Source organism: Clostridium sp. (assembly GCF_047777555.1).
GTDB lineage: Bacteria > Bacillota > Clostridia > Clostridiales > Clostridiaceae > Clostridium_H.
Genome location: NZ_JBKEEV010000001.1, coordinates 326,534 through 346,067, shown reverse-complemented (window position 1 = coordinate 346,067; position 19,534 = coordinate 326,534). Strand labels below are relative to the sequence as shown.

The window sequence follows — 19,534 nt, the reverse complement described above, 5'->3', positions numbered from 1 at the left end:
TTTTTACCTCCGTTAATATAAAATCTTCTTTAATCTCTCAACTATCCCCTCATTTTCTTTAACCTCTTCTTCTGAAAAATTTTTAAAGTTATTTTTTTCCAAGTTTATGTATACAATATTAGATTCAGTCTTAGGTAACATATTCAAGTTTTTCACTGCATTATTTTCTATTTCTTTAATATTGCTATACTTTAGTAATCCAATTTTTAAGTTTTCGTTTTCTGAATTGACTGTAGAAATCTCACTTTTTACATCCAATATATCTTTTTCGATATTGTATATTATAGAGTACCTGTATATTACAGTAATGCCAATAATAAAACAGAATATAATGTTCCTTAAAATCTTTGCTTTCTTGTTTACTGACTTTTGCTTATTAATTTTAATGTGCTCCTTTTTTAGCTTTTCTAAGTCTCTTTGTTTATCATAGTCAATTTGTCTAGAAGGCATTTTTTGGGGTGCTAAAGCATTGTTACCATTTATATTATTTCTATCATTTATTATCAATTTATTCCCTCCATCCTAGTTTTAGAACTATATTTTTTGTGCCACTCTCAGTTTTGAACTCCTACTTCTTGGATTTGAATCTTTTTCTTCTTCTGAAGGTTCAATTGGTTTTTTAGTAATTATATCTATAACAGGCTTTTTACCACATACACATACAGGAAATTCCTTTGGACAAGTGCATGGATTTTGAAGTTCTTTAAATTTAGTCTTTATTATTCTATCTTCTAAAGAATGAAAAGTTATTATAGCAATTCTTCCGCCTGAGTTTAGATTTTTTATACTATCCTCCACAGCTTTATTCAATATTTCAAGCTCTTTATTCACTTCTATCCTTATAGCTTGAAAAGTTTTTTTAGCTGGATGGCCTCCCTGCTGAAATTTAATTGGTATAGATCTTTTTATAACATCTACCAGCTCTAAGGTGGTTTCAATAGGTTTAATATTTCTTGAGCTGACTATATTCCTAGCTATTTTTTTTGCGAATTTTTCTTCTCCATAGTCCCTTATAATTCCAAAAAGCTCCTCTTCACTATATTCGTTTACTATTTCATAAGCTGAAATACTTTTCTCAGTGTTCATTCTCATATCAAGAGGAGCATCTTTCATATAGCTAAATCCTCTTTCAGCAGTATCTAGTTGATAAGAAGAAACTCCTAAATCCATTAGAACCCCATCTACGCCATCTATATTAAGTTCTTTTAAAATACAGTCTATATTGTAAAAGTTATCATGTACATAGGTTACGTTGCTGTATCCTTTTAATCTTTCTTTAGCAGCTTTTATAGCATTTGTGTCTTGATCTATTCCAATAAGTCTTCCTTCTGGAGATAGCCTCTTAAGTATTTCACTTGAATGTCCTGCTCCTCCTAGAGTACAATCTACATATATTCCATTTTCTTTTATATTCAAAGCTTCTATAACTTCGTTTAATAATACTGATACATGCTTAAATTCCATATTATTCTCCTTTTCTATATTCCAAGTTCGCTCATCTTTTCTGCTATTTCATTAAAGTCAATATTTGAGGAATTATATTCTTCCCATTTTTCTTTTCCCCATATTTCAATTCTGGTCATTACCCCAATACTTACTATTTCCTTATTTATTTGAGCATATTCTAAAAGATTTTGAGGTATTAATGCTCTTCCTTGCTTGTCTAAAGTCACTTCATTAGCTCCAGAAAAGAAAAACCTTACAAATGCTCTAGCATCTTTACTGGTTAGTGGGAGTTTTTTCAGTTTTTGTTCTAGTATCTTCCACTCATCCATAGGATAGATATATAAACATCCATCAAGTCCTTTAGTCAATACAAATCTATCACCTAAATCTTCTCTAAACTTAGAAGGAATTATCATTCTATTTTTACTATCTAAAGAATGTGTATATTCTCCTATGAACATTTTCCACCCCTAATAATCATTTTCTCTCCACTTTGCTCCACTTTTAACCACTAAGTGTTATTATTCTATACGCATTAGAAATTTCCTTCTTTAAAATTAGTTTTTTAATACAATTTTAATATTCCATTAAACTAATTATAAAAGTGCCTTTCTTGCAATGAAATCCAATCTAGAGTATAATTTACTAGAATATTATAATAAATGATAAGAAAGGAATGTACATAGATGAAATTAGGAATTGTTGGTCTACCTAATGTTGGAAAAAGCACTTTATTTAATGCCATAACTAAAGCTGGAGCAGAATCTGCAAACTATCCATTTTGTACTATCGAACCTAATGTGGGAGTAGTAACTGTTCCAGATAAAAGATTAGACGTGCTTGAAAAAATATATAATCCAAAAAAGAAAATATATGCTACTATAGAGTTTTATGATATTGCAGGACTTGTAAAAGGTGCTAGTAAGGGTGAGGGACTTGGAAATAAATTTTTATCCCATATTAGAGAAGTAGAAGCTATAGTACATGTTGTAAGATGTTTTCAAGATGACAACATAGTCCATGTTGAAGGTTCCATTGATCCTATACGTGACATAGAGACAATAAATCTTGAGCTCATATTAGCAGACCTTGAAGTCCTTGAAAGAAGGATTGAAAAAGGAGTTAAGGCTGTTCGAGGTGGAATTAAAGATGCAAAGTTTGAACTTGAAGTAATGGAGAGAATTAAAGCTCATCTTGAATCTAATAAACCAGTTAGAACAATGGAATTTACTGATGAGGAAAATGCTATTGTAAAGGGGTTATTTTTAATTACTTCAAAACCTATACTATATGTTGCTAATATATCTGAAGATGATCTTGTGTCTGGAAACTCTGAAAATGACTTTGTAAAAACAGTTAAAGAGTATGCAAAAGAAGAAAATTCTGAGGTAATAACTATATGCGCAAAAATAGAAGAAGAATTGTCATCTCTTGAAGATGATGAAAGGGATGAATTGCTATCTGAGTATGGTCTTACAGAGCCAGGACTTAACAAACTCATACGTTCAAGCTATTCTCTTTTAGGTCTTATGAGCTTTTTAACAGCTGGTAAAGATGAAGTTAGAGCTTGGACTATAAAAAAAGGAACCAAAGCTCCTAAGGCTGCTGGTAAAATTCATACAGATATTGAAAGAGGATTTATACGAGCAGAAATTATATCCTATGATAAACTTATAGAATGTGGGTCTGAAGCTGCTGCTAAAGAGAAAGGTTTTTACAGATTAGAAGGTAAGGACTATATTATGCAAGACGGAGATATTGTAAACTTCAGGTTCAACGTATAAAAAGTTTAAAGTGTAAAGTAAAAAGTATGCAATATTTTTTAATAAAAACTACATAAATATATGCTGTACTTTTAGTACTTTACACTTTACACTTAAAACTTTAAACTAAAAATTTAATTTTTTAACTTGCGGCATTTTGCCTTTCTCTATTGGTTGTTTCTTTCTTTTCTTACGTATTTCTTAAGTTCCTTTTTTATACTATCCATTACTTCATCATAGTCTCCCATTAAAATATTTATAGCATCTTTTACTGTATTCATGGTATATATGTGAAACTTTCCATCCTTTACAGCCTTCTCTACTTCATCATTTAAAATCAAATCCATTTTGTTAGAATGTGGAATCAATGCTCCTTTGCCTTCAATTGAATCTATAACCTTACATACTTTAAAAAAGCCTTCAATTTTTTCATTAACTCCACCTATTGCTTGAACATCTCCAAATTGGTTTATAGATCCCGTAACTGCAATGTTCTGTTTTATTGGTATATTGCTCAAAGCTGAAATCATACTGATTAGTTCAGCTACAGAAGCGCTGTCCCCCTCTATTTTTCCATATATCTGTTCAAAACTTAAATGAAAATTAACTGGTAACTTATCATATCTTCCAAATATATTACTAATGTATCCCTTTAAAATGTTGACCGCCTTACTATGAATGCTTCCACTTAAATCGCTTTGCTTCTGTACATCTATTATCTCTCCTTCTCCTCTATAACAAGAGCAGGTTATCCTTATAGGCTTTCCAAAGCTTAAATATCCTGTGCTAACTACAGAGAGACCATTTATCTGTCCTACTCGCTTATCTTTTACACTTAAAAGTATTTTTTCTTCTTCATAGTACTCTCTTATTTCTTTTTCTATTAAATCTTCTTTATATATTATTTTAATTATATCATCTTTAGTAATAATTTCTCTTCCTTCTCTTTCAACTTTATTACTACATATGGTAATAATTTTCTTTATTTCATCATTATCTATATAAAATTTATTTCTATTCTCAGCCTTTCGAGATAAATATTTAGCAATTTCCTTTATAGCCCCTTTATCTAGTGTCTTTAGTTTTCCATCATCACATAACTTATTAAGATTGCTTATCAATGAAAACTTTGTATCATTATTAATATTAACTATAGGATTATATTGAGCTTTAATTTTGAATATCTTTCTAAAATCTTCATCATAGGTAAATAAAATATCATAGGTTTCATAATCTCCAATTATAATTATCTTTTGTTTTAATTTAATAGGTTCTGGATCTAGACTGCTTAAAGATATTAGTTCTGCATATCCTCTATTGTAATTAAAATTAAGCTTTCCACTCATAATAGTCTTTTTTAAATTATAATAGGCTGTTGGATTAGATAAAAGACTGTTAGCTCTGATTATAAGGCATCCTTCATTAGCTTTAAGAATACTTCCGCTTTTAATTAAAGATAAATCTGTAACATAAGTTCCATTTTGATTTTTGTATTCTATGCTTCCTAACAAATTTATTACATTAGGATCTTCTTCAAATATAACTCTTGGTTTATCATACTTGCTGTTATCAACAAGTATATTAACATCGTATCTCATAATTATCTCATTTATTTTATCTTCATCATCTTCATATATCATTGAATAATTATCACATGTATCATTTTCTATTTCTTCACACATTTCATCTAGGAATTTTACTACTTCTTCATCTTTATGAAACTCTTTTCTGTACTTTTCTTTTGTTTCATTAGATTGTTCTTTTAAAAAATCATTCATTATTTTTTTTATCTTTTTTACTTCTACTATTTCTATATCTTTTAATGAATCTAATATTTCTGTAGATTTTATTTTAAGATTATTAACCTTCTTTAATATTTCTTCTTTACTTTTTGGTTCAAGAGCATCATATTCTTTTTCAGTCATAACCTCTCCATTACTTATTGGAATAAATGTAAAACCTCTATTTGTTGATCTTAAATCAAATCCTTGATTATGAGCATTATTCATAAGTTCAGTTATTAGTTCACTCCTCTTTTTTTGTATATTTTCAATTATCTCTTCTTTGTCTTTATTTGTGGAACCGTTATAAAATTCATATATGGATTTAAAATAAAAACTTTGAATTTCTTCCATAGTCTTTTTAAATAAGTATCCCTTCCCATCAGATATATATAAGGGATAAGGTTTTTCTGCATCTTCTTTTATCACATAGCATATATCTTTAGGTTTATCTCTATTTTTAAAAATTTCTTCTATATATTCTTTAAGATTTTTTAATTTTACTTTAGAAAAATCATCTATTAAATAAACATTATATCCTTCATCTTCTATCTCTAGAGCTGTCTTAATATTTTCATAAACCTCCCAATTATATTCAGGTAAATCAAGTTTATCTTTTCTTAAATCAATATCTCTAAAATCAAAATTATATATAACATCATGGGATGATAACTCCATAATTCTATCCCTCCCTTTCATCACACTTATTATATTAATATTCTATATTCATCAATTTAGGAACAAAATTAATATAAATATTTATGAATTATTACATTCCTATATATTTAGAGAATTTTGTATGTATTTGCTCATATTTGGTTAAGCTATAATTAATTGTTTTAAAAAAAATAATACTATGATATAATAAAACCTAGTTATAATGGTGTTTAATTTAAATTCATTCATAGAAATCATTTGTAAAGGAGTTATTTATATGAGTTTTAAAGAAAAATTAACTGAAAGTTACACTAAAAATTACTTAAGAAAATATGGTGATAGAATCACTCAAGCTCAAGGTAAGGTTATGTCAATAAAAATACAAGAAAAATCCATACTAGGGATTTTCCATAAATTAGCTGTATCTATATTAATTAAACCTGATAGAAGTAAAAATATAATCAAATGTTATTATAAAACAAATAGGTGGTTTAAAAAGCCAGAATTCATGACAATAGCTCAAGGTCATTCTTTAATAATTCAAGGACTGAAAGGTAAAAAAGGTAAAAGCGACAGAGAAACCATTAAAATTCTCAATATATTGAATATGACTACTAAAGGTCAATTAGTTCCTGTTGAAGGAGATGCTATTAAAAAAATCCAGCAAGCTCAAAAAATAAAATATAGATAAAAACGTTGGCTTTCGTCAACGTTTTTATCTTTTTCTCATAAATAAATATAGACTGTTTATAAATGAAATAGTTCCTGAGTAAAATAAGATTATAGCCCATTGTCCTAAATTTAAAGCCACTGTATGAAATATGTTTCTCAAAAATGGCACATATATTATAGCCAAAAGCATACAAACTGATACTAAAACAGCTCCTACAAGGTATATATTTGTAAATAACTTAATTTCAAAAATAGAGTGTTTTTCAGATCTGCATTCAAATACATGAATTAGCTGTGACATTATTAATGTTCCTAATGCTAAAGTTCTACAAGCATTTAAGTTCATACCATAGTATTTTCCTGTTAGAAAAGCTAATACTGTACATACTCCTATTAAACTTCCTCTTATCAAAATTTTTTCTTTTAATCCCCTTGCAAACACACTTTCATCTTTTTCTCTTGGTCTTTGAAGCATTATATCCTTATCAGGGGGATCCACTCCAAGAGCTATAGCTGGAAGTCCATCAGTAGCTAAATTTACAAGTAATATTTGTATTGGAAGAAGAGGTGTTTCTAAATAGAATAAGGATGATAAAAACATTGTAAGAACTTCTCCCAGATTGCAGGATAGCAAATATCTTATAAATTTTCTTATATTATCATATATAATTCGTCCCTCTTCCACCGCTGAAACTATAGTAGCAAAATTATCATCCAATAATATCATAGATGAAGCTTCTTTCGTAACATCCGTTCCTGATATACCCATAGATATACCTATATCCGCTTCCTTTACAGCTGGAGCATCATTTACTCCATCACCAGTCATGGCTACTATGTTATTTTTATTTTTAAATGCCTTTACAATTCTCAATTTATGTTTAGGACTGACCCTTGCAAATACAAAGAGTCTATTTATTCTATCATATAGCTCTTTTTCAGATAATTTGTCTAATTCTTCTCCTGTAATTACTTCTTCTTCTCTTCTACATATGCCTAATTCCTTTGCAATAGCATAAGCAGTATTCTTATGATCTCCTGTAATCATAATCGGTCTTATTCCAGCCATTTTACACTTTAATACAGCATCCTTTGCCTCTCTCCTTGGAGGATCTTTCATGCCTGCTACCCCTATAAATATTAAATTATTTTCTAAATTATTGCCTTTAGATATATCTGAATCCTTATAGGCAGCAGCTATACATCTTAAAGCATTGTAAGACATTTCTTCAACTTGCTTTATCACTCTATCTTTATACTCCCCTTTAAAAGGAACTACTTCATTATTTATTAAAATATAACTACATCTTTCTATTACTCTCTCAGGAGCCCCTTTAACATAACATCTCTTTTTTCTTCCTTCTTCTATTATTACAGACATCATTTTTCTATTAGAGTCAAAAGGTATATCATAAATTCTCTTTCCCTTGCTTAAAAATTCTTTTATATCACTACTTCTATTAAAAAAAGCTTTTATTAATGCTGTTTCTGTTGGATCACCAAATAGTGATTTTTCAAAATCTTTTTGATTAAAATCGTACCCGCAGTCATTACAATATACGAAAGCCTTTTTTAGAATTTCGAAGTTTGTCTCATTTTTTTCTTTAACATCATAGAGCTTATTATTATAATATATTTTTTCTACAGTCATATTATTTTGTGTAAGAGTTCCGGTCTTATCGCTGCATATTATTGATGTACATCCTAAAGTTTCTACAGCAGGAAGTTTTCTTACAAGAGCATTTCTTTTTAGCATTCTAGAAACCCCTAAAGCTAGAGCCACTGTAACTATGGCAGCCATTCCCTCTGGGATCGCAGCAACTGCCAAACTTACCCCGAGCAAAAACATTTGATACTTATCCTGTCCTCTAGCAATCCCAAGTAAAGTCACTAAAGCACATATAGCTATACATATTACAACCATTACTTTACCTAAGGAAGCTAATTTTTTCTTTAAAGGAGACTTTTCAGTTTCTATACTGTCCAGCATATTGGCTATCTTACCCATTTCGGTTTGCATTCCAGTTTTAAGTACTCGTGCTGTCCCTTTTCCCCTAAGTATTATAGTACCCATATAAACACTATTATTTTTATTATCTAAGCTCTTTTCTACTCCTACAGATTCTCCAGTAAGCAAGGACTCGTCTGCAAGAATATTATTTCCCTCGAGAAGTATGCAGTCTGCTGGCACTCTATCTCCACTTTCTAGAATTACTAAATCTCCCGGAACCAAAAATTCTGCATTGATTACTATTATTTCACCATTTCTAATTATTTTTGCTGTAGGCGCTGCAAGACTTTTTAATGCTTCTAAGGATTTCTCAGTTCTAAATTCCTGAATAAAACCTAAAATAGCATTCATAACAACTATAATGATTATAGTTATAGCATCTGCTTTCTCTCCTATAAGAGCTGATAATATAGTAGCTACTAGTAATACCCAAATTATGAAATCATTAAATTGTTCTAAAAATATCTTTATAGGTGAAATTTTCTTTTTTTTCTTTAGTGTATTTAGTCCATATTCCTTTAATCTTTTTTCGGCTTCTTCATTTGTAAGACCTCTCATCATATTTTTTTCACTAACCATGTTCTTCCCCCTATCATTTTAAGCCACCATTTAATTATCCAATTCTTTGCACCCCTAGAATAATATATGAATATTACCTAGCAACTTATGAAAAAAAATATATTTTTTTAAAAAATTATAAAATATACTGGTTTTATGGTAAAATAGTAAAGTAACTTTTTATTATTATGTAGGAGGAACATTAGATGAAAGATGTAGTTTACATTACAGGACATAAAAACCCAGATACAGATTCAATATGTTCTGCTCTTGCTTATGCGGAATTTAAGAATAAATCTGCTGGTTTAAATGCAATACCTATTAGGATAGGTGATGTGAGCAGAGAAACTCAATTTGTATTAGATTACTTTGGAGTAAAAAAACCTCGTTTTGTTGAAAGTTTAAAAGCTCAAGTTAAAGATTTGAATATGGATAAAGTCGCACCTGTATATCCAGAAACTTCTTTAAAAACTGCATGGACTTTAATGAAAAAAAACGATGTAAAAACTTTACCCGTAGTAGATAACGATGATACCTTTATAGGAATTGTCAGTCTTTCAAACTTGACTACAGCCTATATGGATATATGGGATAATTATATTTTGGCTAAGAGCAATACCCCTTTTGAAAATATAGTTGATACTCTATCTGGTAAAGCAATATATGAGCATAAGGATTTAGAAAAATACGCAGGAAAGATTTTAGTTGCCGCTATGGGACCTAATAGCTTGAAAAAGATTATGGAGCCAGGTGATATAATTATATGCGGAAATAGAGAAGACAACCAGGAAACTATAATAGATGGTAAAGCTTCTCTTATGATAGTTACAGGTAATCATGATATAAGACCTGAAGTAATAGATAAAGCTAGGAATAAAGGCTGTTCTATTATAACTACTCCTTATGATTCATTTACAGCAGCTAGAATGATAATTCAAAGTATCCCTGTAAGATACGTTATGACTACAGAGGGAATTATTCATTTCAAAAATACAGACTATGTTGAAGACGTAAAAAATGTTATGGCTAAGACTAGATTTAGAAATTATCCTGTTCTTGATAATGATAATAAGGTGCTTGGTACTATTTCAAGATATCATTTAATATCTCAAGTTAACAAGAAAGTAATTTTAGTAGACCATAATGAAATATCTCAATCCGTAGAAGGGCTTGAGGATGCTGAAATAATAGAGGTTATAGATCATCATAGAATTGCTGATTTACAAACAGGCAATCCTATATACTTTAGAAATGAACCTGTGGGATGTACAGCTTCTATAGTAGCTTCTATATTCTTTGAAAATGGAATCAGACCTTCAAAACAAGCAGCTGGTCTTCTAGCAAGCGCTATAATATCTGATACCCTTTTATTTAAATCACCAACTGCTACTAACTTTGACAAGATCATGCTGAATAGACTTGCAAAAATAGCCGATATTGATGTTGAAGAATATGCTAAAGAAATGTTTAAAGCTGGAACATCCTTTGCTGGTAGAAGTGTGGATGAGATTTTCAATACAGACTTTAAAGCATTTACTCTCCTAGATAATAAAATAGGAGTGGCTCAAGTAAGCACTATGGATCTTGAAGGCTTTAATCCACTAAAGGATGAAATGTTAGCCTACATGGAACAAAAATGCGATACTGAAAAATTTGATCTTCTTGTGTTACTTTTAACTGATATAATTCAAAATGGTTCAGAGGTAATAGCTGTAGGAGATAAAACTGAGTATGTAACCAAAGCATTTAATGTTACTTTAAAGGATAATTCTGTTTATGTTCCAAATTTATTATCAAGAAAGAAACAAGTAATTCCACCTCTTACAGCAGCCATAGAAGCTGACAAGTAAAAATTAGGGTTTATAAAACAAAATTTGTTTTATAAACCCTTTAATATTGTATATGATCTAAAATCTAGTGTGAGTTTAAAAATAGTAAATAGAAAAATCCTATAAAGTTTATCATGCATACTGTATATGCAACCCCTATATAATCTTTAATGTCAACATATTCTATACTTTTTTTATATCTCCCATAGCTTTTAATATAATCTTTTTCATTCTTGCCTTCAAAATAATAGTAAAAGTTTACAGATTCTATGTAGGCGGCTAAAATATTAACATTTAAAAGAGGTTCACTAAATATATTAGATAAGTAATCTCCTTTAAAATCTACTTTAAAATCTTTATGTCTTATAAAATATACAATATATAAAAAGCCCTGCATTAACATAGAAGGAATTATAGTAAGTACTTTCCAGATCCTTATAAGTATTTTGTTATCCTTATTAAAACTTAAATTGTAAATAATCATGTATAAAATTGCAGCATAGTTACCTAATAGAACTATATAGAATAAAGGTGCAGTAAATCCGCAAACAATCGCTCTTGTTATTTTTGATATAGTGTTATAAAAGTCGGCTTTTTCCTTTAAAGATAAATTCTCTCTTTCAGAATTACTTATATCTAATACTAAAAACGCAGTTATACCATTATATATTTGACCTTTGAAATTTGTTTCTATCGATAAGCATATGAATATTCCAAATATAAGGTACAAACTCTGAAGAAGATTTGTATTTTTTATAATGCCTCTTAACTTTAAGTCTATGTTTCTAAAAAATGCTTGTCTATTAAATCTCCATAATAAAATACTTAGCAAACATCCAAATAGATATCCTATCCCAAATTACTCACTCCTTTAAATTTTAAATAAAAAAATCCCTCCTAAACATATGTCCACTATAATCATATGTAGGAAGGTGAATGAATAATTCTATTTTTATGAATTTATTGATTAAATTTTTACCTACTTCTTAAATTATTTGACATTTGCCACATTTCATCTGCTGTCTTAAGAGCGGATGAATTTAATTGAAATGCTCTTTGAGTTATAATCATATCAGCCATTTCTTTTCCTAAATCTACATTTGAGTTTTCAACAAATCCTTGGAGTACATTTGCATCTTCACTTTCTATAACTCTAGCTTGTTGTTCTAATCCCATTTCCATCAACTGTTACTTCAGGAACATACAAATTATTTCCTATGCTTTTCATAGAATTGCTTCCTATAGTTTTATATATAGGTATTCTAAGACCATTATATCTGTCACTTATAAGATTTCCTTTATTATCTACTATAAAGTCCTTCTCCACAAAATTTCCATTTTGGTTATTCACGTTTATACCATTTTGATTTAATATAACAAGTCTATTTCCATTACTGTCAACAATGGTGCCATTTTTATCAATCTTAAATGTTCCTGCTCTTGTATAAGCTTCATTTCCATTAGGATCAATTACTTTAAACATGCCAACTCCATCTATTGCTAAGTCTGTATTCTTATCTGTTTGTAATAGACTTCCCTGCGAATTATCCATTTGCACCTCAGAAACCCTAACACCAGTTCCAGTAAAAACAGCATTTTCTTGTTTATTTCCGTCTACTGGATATCCTCTTCTTTTCAATGTTTCTTGCATTAAGTTACTAAAATTAACCTCTTTCCTCTTATATCCTGCAGTATTAATATTAGCTATATTGTTTGAAATAACATCCATCTTTTCCATTTGCGCTGACATACCGCTTCTGGAATTCCATATACTTCTTATCATAAATTAGTGCCTCCTATATGAAGTTTAACCAACTTTTCCGACCTCATTAACAGTTTTTCCCAAGGTTTCATCTAAGGATTGAACAACCTTCTGATTGCTTTCAAATGTTCTCAAAGTCATCATCATATCTGCCATCTCACTCATAACATCTACATTAGATTTTTCTAAAGATCCTTGAACCACCTTTTTATCTGTAAGTTGAACAGGATTTTCTCCTCTATATAGATTGTCTTCAACCTTATTTAGTGTTCCGTATAGTCTTCAAAATCTACTACTTCTAACTGATAAGCAGGATTATTATTTAGACTTATATCACCATTTTCACTGCATTTAATGCTTGCTAGCATCACCATTTACTATAACATTAATAGGTTCTAATGCTCCCGAGTTAACATTTCTACCTAATACCATATCTCCCATGTCATTTACTAAGTATCCGGTACTATTTATATGAAAATGTCCATCTCTTGTATAGTAATTTTGAGTTTCTATACCATTATTTCTAGCTACTGTGAAAAAGCCTCTTCCTTCTATTGCAAAATCAGTGGTTTTATCAGTAGCCTCAATTGTACCTTGATTAAAGTTTATATAAGTCTCATCTATTTTGCTCCCCATAGATAAACTTCCTATAACATTTCTAACATTCTGTCCATTTACAACCTTGTCATAATTTTGCATTAATACATCATCAAATTTTTTAGCTATTAAATTATCTTTTTTATATCCAACAGTATTTACATTTGCTAGATTATTACTTATAACATCCTGTTTTGCTTCCTGCGTAACAAGACCTGAAACCGCAGTATATATTCCTCTAATCATTTTTTCACCTCATTGTTTTCTGAATTATAGCTAGATGTTTCTTCTATAACTTTATGTTCACTTTTATATTCCATTCCATATTCTCTTGCTTTCATTTCAATTTCATATTTGGATAAATTCGCTCTTATTTTCACATTCATCATAAGTAAAGTTGAAATAATAATTCCTATACCTATTCCTATAAGAACTCTTCTATCACTTAAAAAATCTATTATATTTTTTATTTTAAGTATAGCTCTTTTATTAATAGTATTTCCCCCTTACCTATTTTTAGCTTATCTGCTATTTCCTCAGTGCTAAATCCCTCATCTATAAGTTTTTCAATTTCATTTATCTTTACATTGTTATTTTTTTCTTCTTTATCATCACTAACTTCGTCATCACTAATTTCTTTATTCATATTGTTAATTTTACTAAAATCAATATCAACAACATCAACTATGTTATCGTTATAATCTACTATATCTTTATAATTTTTTTTATGTATAATATCTAATTCTACTTTTTTGTCGCTTTCATCATGGCCTATATTTTTATTATCGTATATGCCTTTATTATTCTCTATACTTTTTTCCAAGCTAACTACTTGAGTTTGAACTTCTAACAAGGTTTCTGCAAACTCTTTGCGAAGCTTGCCTATTTCTACTTCTATATCTTTCATATCTGTTTCTGCTGTATTAAGAATTCCTTGAAAAGAATTTTTTTCTTTCTTTATAGCTCTTAAATTTAAAACTATCAAAGCTAGTCCAATTATAATCAGAGTTACAGCTGTCCCCATATCTCACTCAACCCCTTACTTAAACTTCGTATTTAAGCTTACTCATCATCTTTCTGAGATGAATTATAGCCCTGCTGTGGAGTTGGCACACCCTAGATTCTGAAACTCCCAGTACTTTTCCAATCTCTTTTAATGTCATTCCTTCATAATAATACAAAGATAATACAGTCTTATCCTTTTCATTTAACATCTCTAAAGCCTTTGTTAAATATTCAATTTTTTCCTGTTCCTCTAAAGCGTTTTCAGGATTAGGACTCTTTTCGTCTTCAATGGTTCCCATTAAAGACATATCATCATCTTCCGAAAAAATTAAGTCTTCAAGAGATACAACTGATATATAATTTATAAAATTCTCTATCTCCCCTACTTCTCCTATGGTTATACCAAGTTCTTCTGCTATCTCTATATTGCTTGGATCCTTTAAATTTTTCTTTTGAAGCAGCTCTATTGCAGCATTATATCTATTTAATTTATCCATAGCACCTTTTGAAATAGGACTATTTTTCCTAATCTCATCTATCATAGAGCCTCTTATTCGTATTGAAGCATAAGTTGAAAACTTCATGCCCTTACTCTCATCAAACTTATTTAAAGCATCCATAAGTCCTACCATACCATAACTAAGCAAGTCCTCAAACTCTATGTACTTGCTCTTTCCTATAATTACTCTAGAAGCAATATATTTTACTAATGGAATATATCTTTTTACTATTTGCTCTCTTACATCTATACTGCTAGCTATGGACATATTTACTCCTCCCTTAACCCCTTTTTCATGTGTTCTCTCATAACCTGAAATACAAACCTTATTATCTTTTCCTGCTCCATAGTCTTCAAGTCTATAAAATTTATGCCATAAACCATCTCTCCTAATTCATCTGTTGAGGTCCTTTTCACCTCTCCTTTTACAATAATATGCCCCCTACTTATAGGTATAATTAAAGCTAATACATCATCTTTTTGAGCTGCTATATCTGTTTTAAGCCTAACTCCTCCTCCACTTAAATCTAATATAGTTCCTTTTTGAAATCTTACATTACACAGCTCTTTTTTACTTAATTCCAAATTTCTATTTACTAAAGCACATTTTGTTTCATAAACCAAAGGTACACGAACAAACTTTCTCCTTTGAATTTTTTCAAACTTATTAGGCATACTTATCCAAATCAATGGTATATTAGATTTATCTCTTTTAACAACTATGGAGGAAAACTTATATATACTCCCATCGTCATAATATAAAACTTCAATTTTTTCATCTTTTCTTAAGGGTAAGTATTGAAAATCTTTTATTGGAATGCTTATAGCTATATATTCATCTTTAATATCTTGAATATCGCAGATAAATACTCCTTCCTCAGATATTATTTCTACTCTGTTATTCACTTTAAATTTTAGTTCAACCATTTATGTCCCTCCTTATGAAAAGATAGCAAATATTTTTTTAAACAATCCTTGTATTCCCTCACCCTTTTGCCCTATATTTTCTCCGCATAGCTTTAATGCTATATTTCTAATATCTAAAGCTGCATCACATTCAGGGAAATTCACTGCAAGAGGTTTTTGCTTCCTTACAGACTGTATAAGTTTTCTATCTTCTGATATACTGCCAAGATGCTCTACTCTCATACTCAAAAATTTATTTACTACACTGCTAAACCTATTAAAAATTAATTCGCCTTCCTTAGCATCTATTACCCTATTCACTACGATCTTTGCTGTATTCCTAAGGTTAAAATGATTAACAACTTTAATAAGGCTATAGGCATCTGTCAAAGCTGTAGGTTCTGGAGTTGTAACTATAATAAGCTCTTCACAACATTTTATAAATCCAAGAACAGTTCTATTTATTCCAGCTCCTGTATCCATTAATATAAAATCGAATCCTTTTAAAGCACTTAACTTGTTAAGGAACTCACTTCTTCTTTTCTCATCTATCTCATCTACTTTATTAATGCCTGTACCTCCTGGTAGAAGCTTCACTCCAAAAGGTCCTTCTATTATAACATCCTCTATTTTCTTATTTTTAAATATTACATCATATACATTATACTTGGGTAAAAAGCCCATTAGAACATCATCATTACCCATTCCCACATCAGCATCAAAGATTAAAACAGATTTTCCCATCTTTTGAAGGGTAATGCCTAAATTCACAACAAAATTACTCTTACCTACTCCCCCTTTTCCAGAAGTCACTGTAATAATCTTTGCTTCATCTCCAGTTCTTTCAATATCTATACTTTTTTCTTTCACCAATTGCCTAAGTCTTTGAGCCTGGTCTAACATATAAGATCCTCTCCTAGTATAAGTTTACTGATCTCCTCCACAGTTAATCTTTTAAAATCATCTGGAACATTTTGTCCAGTAGTCACAAAGCTTAAAGGTTTTTCTGCACTATCTAAAATATTGAGTATGGAGCCATAGGTAGTTGTTTCATCCAGTTTAGTTATTATAACGCTATTGAAATTAAGAACCTTGTACCCTTCTAAAATAGCATCTATATCCTTATTTTTTGTAGTACTGCTTATAACCATATGTATATTTTTAGAGTTAGCCTTTTGAACAAAAGAATTAAGTTCTGCAATTTGCATAGCATTTTTGCTGCTTCTTCCTGTAGTGTCTATCAAAATCACTTCACAGTCTTTCATACTTTCTAATGCACTTTCCATTTCTTTTACAGAAAATACAGCTTCAAAAGGTATACGCATTATGTCAGCATAAGTACTCAGCTGTTCTACTGCTCCAATCCTATATGTATCCACAGTTATGAGTCCAACCTTTTTCTTTTCTATGAGAGCAAGTCTTCCTGCAATCTTTGCTATAGTAGTAGTTTTACCAACTCCCGTAGGACCAACAAATACTACTGTTCCCTCCATATTTGAATTAGATATATTTATCATATCTTGGATTGCAGTTTTGACTCTTTCCTCTTCCCCAATACTTTCATCCATATCTTTAACCTTTGCCAATATCTTTTTTATTACCTTTTCATTTAAGTCGTTTTTTTCTAAAGTCTCATATAGTTTGCTTTTATTCACACATGTCCCAGCAGCCGCAGTTTCGCTTATCTTAGCTATCATCTCTTTCATCTGCTGCATTTCTGCTAAAATCTCATCCTTGGAAAAACACTTCTCATCATGAACTTCATATTTAGGGGTTGGACTCTTTTTATCCATAGCCTTTTTTATGGCATCTATACTATTTTTCATGTCTTCATCTATGTCGCTTTTTTTACTATCAGTAGCTGCTGTAACTTCTAAAACCTTTGATGAGAACAGACCTCTTAATCCAGGCTTTCTTATCTTTCTTTGACTTATTATTATTGCATCTTTACCTAATTCATACCTTATCCTACTCATAGCTTCATTCATGCTGGTAACAACATACTTCTTAACTATCATTAGCAAGTCACAACTCCTTCAGTTCTAATTTCTACATCATTTGGTATTTCATTTAAGGATATTATACTTAAATTAGGAAATACCATTTCAGTAAGTTTCCTAAAAGCTGGTCTTATCTTAGGTGAAACTAAAATTACAGGTTGATTCTCATAAAAATGCACAGTATCCATAACATTTTTTATAGATTCAAATATTTTCCCTGTAGTTTCTGGATCAACTGCCGGAAATGAACCCTGCATAGATTTTTGAATATTGTTTCCTATTAGCTCTTCTAGTTCTGGCGAAAGTACAGCTACCGTAATTGCTCCATTTTCGTCAACTAAAGGATTGCAAATATTTCTTGCAAGTGCAAACCTTACATATTCCGTAAGCACTTCTATATCCTTTGTATTTCTTGAATTATCAGCCAAAGACTCCAATATTGTTACCATATCTTTTATTGGCACTTTTTCTCTTAAAAGATTCTGAAGAACCTTCTGCACCTCTCCTATAGTCATTAGGTCTGGAATAAGCTCTTCCACAACAGTATTGTATTTTTCTTTTACTGTATCCAATATTAATTTTGTTTCCTGTCTTCCGAGCAATTCATAAGAATGAGCTTTTATAGTCTCTGTTAAGTGAGTAACCATAACAGTTGTAGGATCTACTACTGTTAATCCCTTAATCTCTGCTTCTTCCCTTTGATCATTATTTATCCATAATGCAGGTAAATTGAAAGTTGGCTCAATGGTCTTAATTCCCTGAAGCTCTATATTTTCTCCAGTAGGATCCATGCAAAGAAGCATGTTTGGCATAAGTTCACCTTTTACTATAACAGTACCTCTTATTTTTATTACATACTCATTGGTCTTTAATTGCAAATTATCTCTTATTCTTATAGGTTGAACTATAATTCCCATTTCAATAGCACATTGACGTCGTACGGAAGCAATTCTCTGTAAAAGATCTCCTCCCGAGGCCTCGTCTGCAAGTGGAATTAAACCATACCCTATTTCTATTTCCATTGGTTCAACAGAAATTAGGCTTGTTACGTTCTCAGGTTCTCTTCTCTCTGTTTCAATAAGTTCTTCTTCTTCTGTCTGAATTTGTTGAATAACTTGCTCCTTTTCATCCTTATATAAAAAGTAGGCGCTTAATCCTGTGGCAGCTGCCAATATAAAGAAAGCCATTTTAGGAAGTCCAGGTATAAACCCTAAAAATAAAAGCACTGCAGAAGCAACAGCTAGCACCTTAGGAAAGCCTGTTAACTGTTTTACCAATAAGTTACCAAAATTCTCGCTTGCAGAAGAACGAGTTACCAATATACCTGAAGCAGTGGATATCAAAAGAGCAGGTATCTGGGATACAAGGCCATCACCTACAGTAAGTTTTATATAAGTTGTAGCAGCATCACTAGCAGACATTCCCTTCATAATAACTCCAATTATAATTCCTGCAACAATATTTATAATGGTAATAATAATTCCTGCTATGGCATCTCCTTTTACGAATTTTGAAGCACCATCCATTGCTCCATAAAAATTTGCCTCTTCTTGAATCTTTTCACGCCTCTGCCTTGCTTCAACTTCTGATATAAGTCCTGCATTTAAATCCGCATCTATACTCATCTGCTTCCCAGGCATAGCGTCCAATGTAAATCTTGCAGATACTTCAGATACTCTGCCTGCACCATTAGTAATTACAACAAATTGAATAACTACTATAATTAAAAATATAATTATTCCAACTACATAATTATCTCCAGTAACAAAGTTACCAAAGGTCTCAATTATTTTTCCTGCATATCCATCTTTTAATATAAGCCTTGTAGAAGATATATTAAGTCCTAATCTAAACAAGGTGGTTATTAAAAGAAGAGTTGGAAATACTGAAAATTGCAGTACCTCTGTTGTAAACATAGTTAATAACAAAGTAATTGTAGCAATAGTTATATTAAAAGCTATAAAAACATCTAAAAGCGTAGTTGGCATAGGTATAATTATCATCATAACTATTCCCATAACCCCAAAGGCTACTGCCATATCCAAATA

General features: G+C 30.3%; 16 protein-coding genes and 2 pseudogenes. 3 read left to right on the top strand and 15 right to left on the bottom strand.

The annotated features are described in order from the left end of the window. Positions 1-12: 12 nt before the first annotated feature. Genes ACFWTK_RS01675 through mraZ form a run of 3 tightly spaced genes read right to left on the bottom strand, consistent with a single transcriptional unit; the run spans position 13 to position 1,907 of the window. On the bottom strand, positions 13-507 hold the full coding sequence (locus tag ACFWTK_RS01675) for a hypothetical protein (RefSeq protein WP_415874415.1): 495 nt from the start codon (positions 505-507) through the stop codon (positions 13-15). Positions 508-534: 27 nt separating this feature from the next. After that, positions 535-1,464: a 16S rRNA (cytosine(1402)-N(4))-methyltransferase RsmH gene (rsmH, locus tag ACFWTK_RS01670; protein WP_415874414.1), complete on the bottom strand. Its 930-nt coding sequence runs from the start codon at positions 1,462-1,464 to the stop codon at positions 535-537. A 14-nt stretch (positions 1,465-1,478) separates the two neighbouring features. After that, a complete protein-coding gene (gene mraZ, locus ACFWTK_RS01665; RefSeq protein WP_415874413.1) occupies positions 1,479-1,907 on the bottom strand; it encodes a division/cell wall cluster transcriptional repressor MraZ in 429 nt (142 codons plus the stop codon). 225 nt (positions 1,908-2,132) lie between these two features. Between mraZ and ychF the strand changes: the two genes are divergently transcribed. Then, a complete protein-coding gene (gene ychF / locus ACFWTK_RS01660; RefSeq protein ID WP_415874412.1) occupies positions 2,133-3,230 on the top strand; it encodes a redox-regulated ATPase YchF in 1,098 nt (365 codons plus the stop codon). Between the two features lie 146 nt (positions 3,231-3,376). Here the strand turns inward: ychF and ACFWTK_RS01655 are convergent, their stop codons facing one another. Next, positions 3,377-5,668, bottom strand: coding sequence for an AAA family ATPase (locus ACFWTK_RS01655; protein ID WP_415874411.1), 2,292 nt, complete (start codon positions 5,666-5,668; stop codon positions 3,377-3,379). Between the two features lie 256 nt (positions 5,669-5,924). On the opposite strand from ACFWTK_RS01655, the gene ACFWTK_RS01650 reads away from it, so the two are divergent. Further along, positions 5,925-6,338, top strand: coding sequence for a hypothetical protein (locus tag ACFWTK_RS01650; RefSeq protein WP_415874410.1), 414 nt, complete (start codon positions 5,925-5,927; stop codon positions 6,336-6,338). Between the two features lie 24 nt (positions 6,339-6,362). Here the strand turns inward: ACFWTK_RS01650 and ACFWTK_RS01645 are convergent, their stop codons facing one another. After that, positions 6,363-8,909, bottom strand: a complete 2,547-nt coding sequence (locus ACFWTK_RS01645; protein WP_415874409.1) for a calcium-translocating P-type ATPase, SERCA-type — start codon at positions 8,907-8,909, stop codon at positions 6,363-6,365. 185 nt (positions 8,910-9,094) lie between these two features. On the opposite strand from ACFWTK_RS01645, the gene ACFWTK_RS01640 reads away from it, so the two are divergent. After that, complete coding sequence (locus tag ACFWTK_RS01640) at positions 9,095-10,738, top strand: putative manganese-dependent inorganic diphosphatase (RefSeq protein ID WP_415874408.1); 1,644 nt, start codon at positions 9,095-9,097, stop codon at positions 10,736-10,738. 64 nt (positions 10,739-10,802) lie between these two features. Here the strand turns inward: ACFWTK_RS01640 and ACFWTK_RS01635 are convergent, their stop codons facing one another. The 10 genes and pseudogenes from ACFWTK_RS01635 to flhA all read right to left on the bottom strand — a co-directional run bounded on the left by ACFWTK_RS01635 (position 10,803) and on the right by flhA (position 19,525). Continuing rightward, positions 10,803-11,549 carry a hypothetical protein gene (locus ACFWTK_RS01635; RefSeq protein ID WP_415874407.1) on the bottom strand — a complete coding sequence of 249 codons (747 nt, stop codon included), beginning with the start codon at positions 11,547-11,549 and terminating at the stop codon, positions 10,803-10,805. Positions 11,550-11,692: 143 nt separating this feature from the next. Further along, positions 11,693-12,500, bottom strand: a pseudogene (locus ACFWTK_RS01630) (flagellar hook-basal body complex protein). Between the two features lie 24 nt (positions 12,501-12,524). Continuing rightward, positions 12,525-13,322 (bottom strand): annotated as a pseudogene (locus ACFWTK_RS01625) (flagellar hook-basal body complex protein). Then, positions 13,319-13,465, bottom strand: a complete 147-nt coding sequence (locus tag ACFWTK_RS01620; protein WP_415874406.1) for a hypothetical protein — start codon at positions 13,463-13,465, stop codon at positions 13,319-13,321. Before ACFWTK_RS01620 ends, ACFWTK_RS01625 begins: the two are co-directional and overlap by 4 nt. Before the next feature lie 77 nt (positions 13,466-13,542). Further along, complete coding sequence (locus ACFWTK_RS01615) at positions 13,543-14,100, bottom strand: hypothetical protein (protein ID WP_415874405.1); 558 nt, start codon at positions 14,098-14,100, stop codon at positions 13,543-13,545. A 19-nt stretch (positions 14,101-14,119) separates the two neighbouring features. Beyond that, the gene (locus ACFWTK_RS01610) at positions 14,120-14,848 is read right to left on the bottom strand and encodes a FliA/WhiG family RNA polymerase sigma factor (RefSeq protein WP_415874404.1); all 729 of its coding nucleotides are present in this window, start codon (positions 14,846-14,848) and stop codon (positions 14,120-14,122) included. A 2-nt stretch (positions 14,849-14,850) separates the two neighbouring features. Continuing rightward, entirely contained in the window at positions 14,851-15,507 is a 657-nt protein-coding gene (locus ACFWTK_RS01605) for a flagellar brake protein (protein WP_415874403.1), read from the bottom strand. Between the two features lie 12 nt (positions 15,508-15,519). Then, complete coding sequence (locus ACFWTK_RS01600; RefSeq protein WP_415874402.1) at positions 15,520-16,389, bottom strand: MinD/ParA family protein; 870 nt, start codon at positions 16,387-16,389, stop codon at positions 15,520-15,522. Beyond that, positions 16,383-17,504 (bottom strand): flagellar biosynthesis protein FlhF, encoded by a 1,122-nt coding sequence (flhF, locus tag ACFWTK_RS01595; RefSeq protein ID WP_415874401.1) that lies wholly within the window; start codon positions 17,502-17,504, stop codon positions 16,383-16,385. Before flhF ends, ACFWTK_RS01600 begins: the two co-directional genes overlap by 7 nt. Further along, positions 17,504-19,525 carry a flagellar biosynthesis protein FlhA gene (gene flhA, locus ACFWTK_RS01590; RefSeq protein WP_415874675.1) on the bottom strand — a complete coding sequence of 674 codons (2,022 nt, stop codon included), beginning with the start codon at positions 19,523-19,525 and terminating at the stop codon, positions 17,504-17,506. Before flhA ends, flhF begins: the two co-directional genes overlap by 1 nt. Positions 19,526-19,534: the final 9 nt, after the last annotated feature.

Excerpts from the sequence above, each read along its gene's own strand:
- rsmH (WP_415874414.1), bottom strand. The coding sequence starts at position 1,464 with ATGGAATTTAAGCATGTATCAGTATTATTAAACGAAGTTATAGAAGCT.
- mraZ (WP_415874413.1), bottom strand. The coding sequence starts at position 1,907 with ATGTTCATAGGAGAATATACACATTCTTTAGATAGTAAAAATAGAATG.
- ychF (WP_415874412.1), top strand. The coding sequence starts at position 2,133 with ATGAAATTAGGAATTGTTGGTCTACCTAATGTTGGAAAAAGCACTTTA.
- ACFWTK_RS01655 (WP_415874411.1), bottom strand. The coding sequence starts at position 5,668 with ATGGAGTTATCATCCCATGATGTTATATATAATTTTGATTTTAGAGAT.
- ACFWTK_RS01650 (WP_415874410.1), top strand. The coding sequence starts at position 5,925 with ATGAGTTTTAAAGAAAAATTAACTGAAAGTTACACTAAAAATTACTTA.
- ACFWTK_RS01645 (WP_415874409.1), bottom strand. The coding sequence starts at position 8,909 with ATGGTTAGTGAAAAAAATATGATGAGAGGTCTTACAAATGAAGAAGCC.
- ACFWTK_RS01640 (WP_415874408.1), top strand. The coding sequence starts at position 9,095 with ATGAAAGATGTAGTTTACATTACAGGACATAAAAACCCAGATACAGAT.
- ACFWTK_RS01620 (WP_415874406.1), bottom strand. The coding sequence starts at position 13,465 with ATGATGAATGTGAAAATAAGAGCGAATTTATCCAAATATGAAATTGAA.
- ACFWTK_RS01615 (WP_415874405.1), bottom strand. The coding sequence starts at position 14,100 with ATGGGGACAGCTGTAACTCTGATTATAATTGGACTAGCTTTGATAGTT.
- ACFWTK_RS01610 (WP_415874404.1), bottom strand. The coding sequence starts at position 14,848 with ATGTCCATAGCTAGCAGTATAGATGTAAGAGAGCAAATAGTAAAAAGA.
- ACFWTK_RS01605 (WP_415874403.1), bottom strand. The coding sequence starts at position 15,507 with ATGGTTGAACTAAAATTTAAAGTGAATAACAGAGTAGAAATAATATCT.
- ACFWTK_RS01600 (WP_415874402.1), bottom strand. The coding sequence starts at position 16,389 with ATGTTAGACCAGGCTCAAAGACTTAGGCAATTGGTGAAAGAAAAAAGT.
- flhF (WP_415874401.1), bottom strand. The coding sequence starts at position 17,504 with ATGATAGTTAAGAAGTATGTTGTTACCAGCATGAATGAAGCTATGAGT.
- flhA (WP_415874675.1), bottom strand. The coding sequence starts at position 19,525 with ATGGCAGTAGCCTTTGGGGTTATGGGAATAGTTATGATGATAATTATA.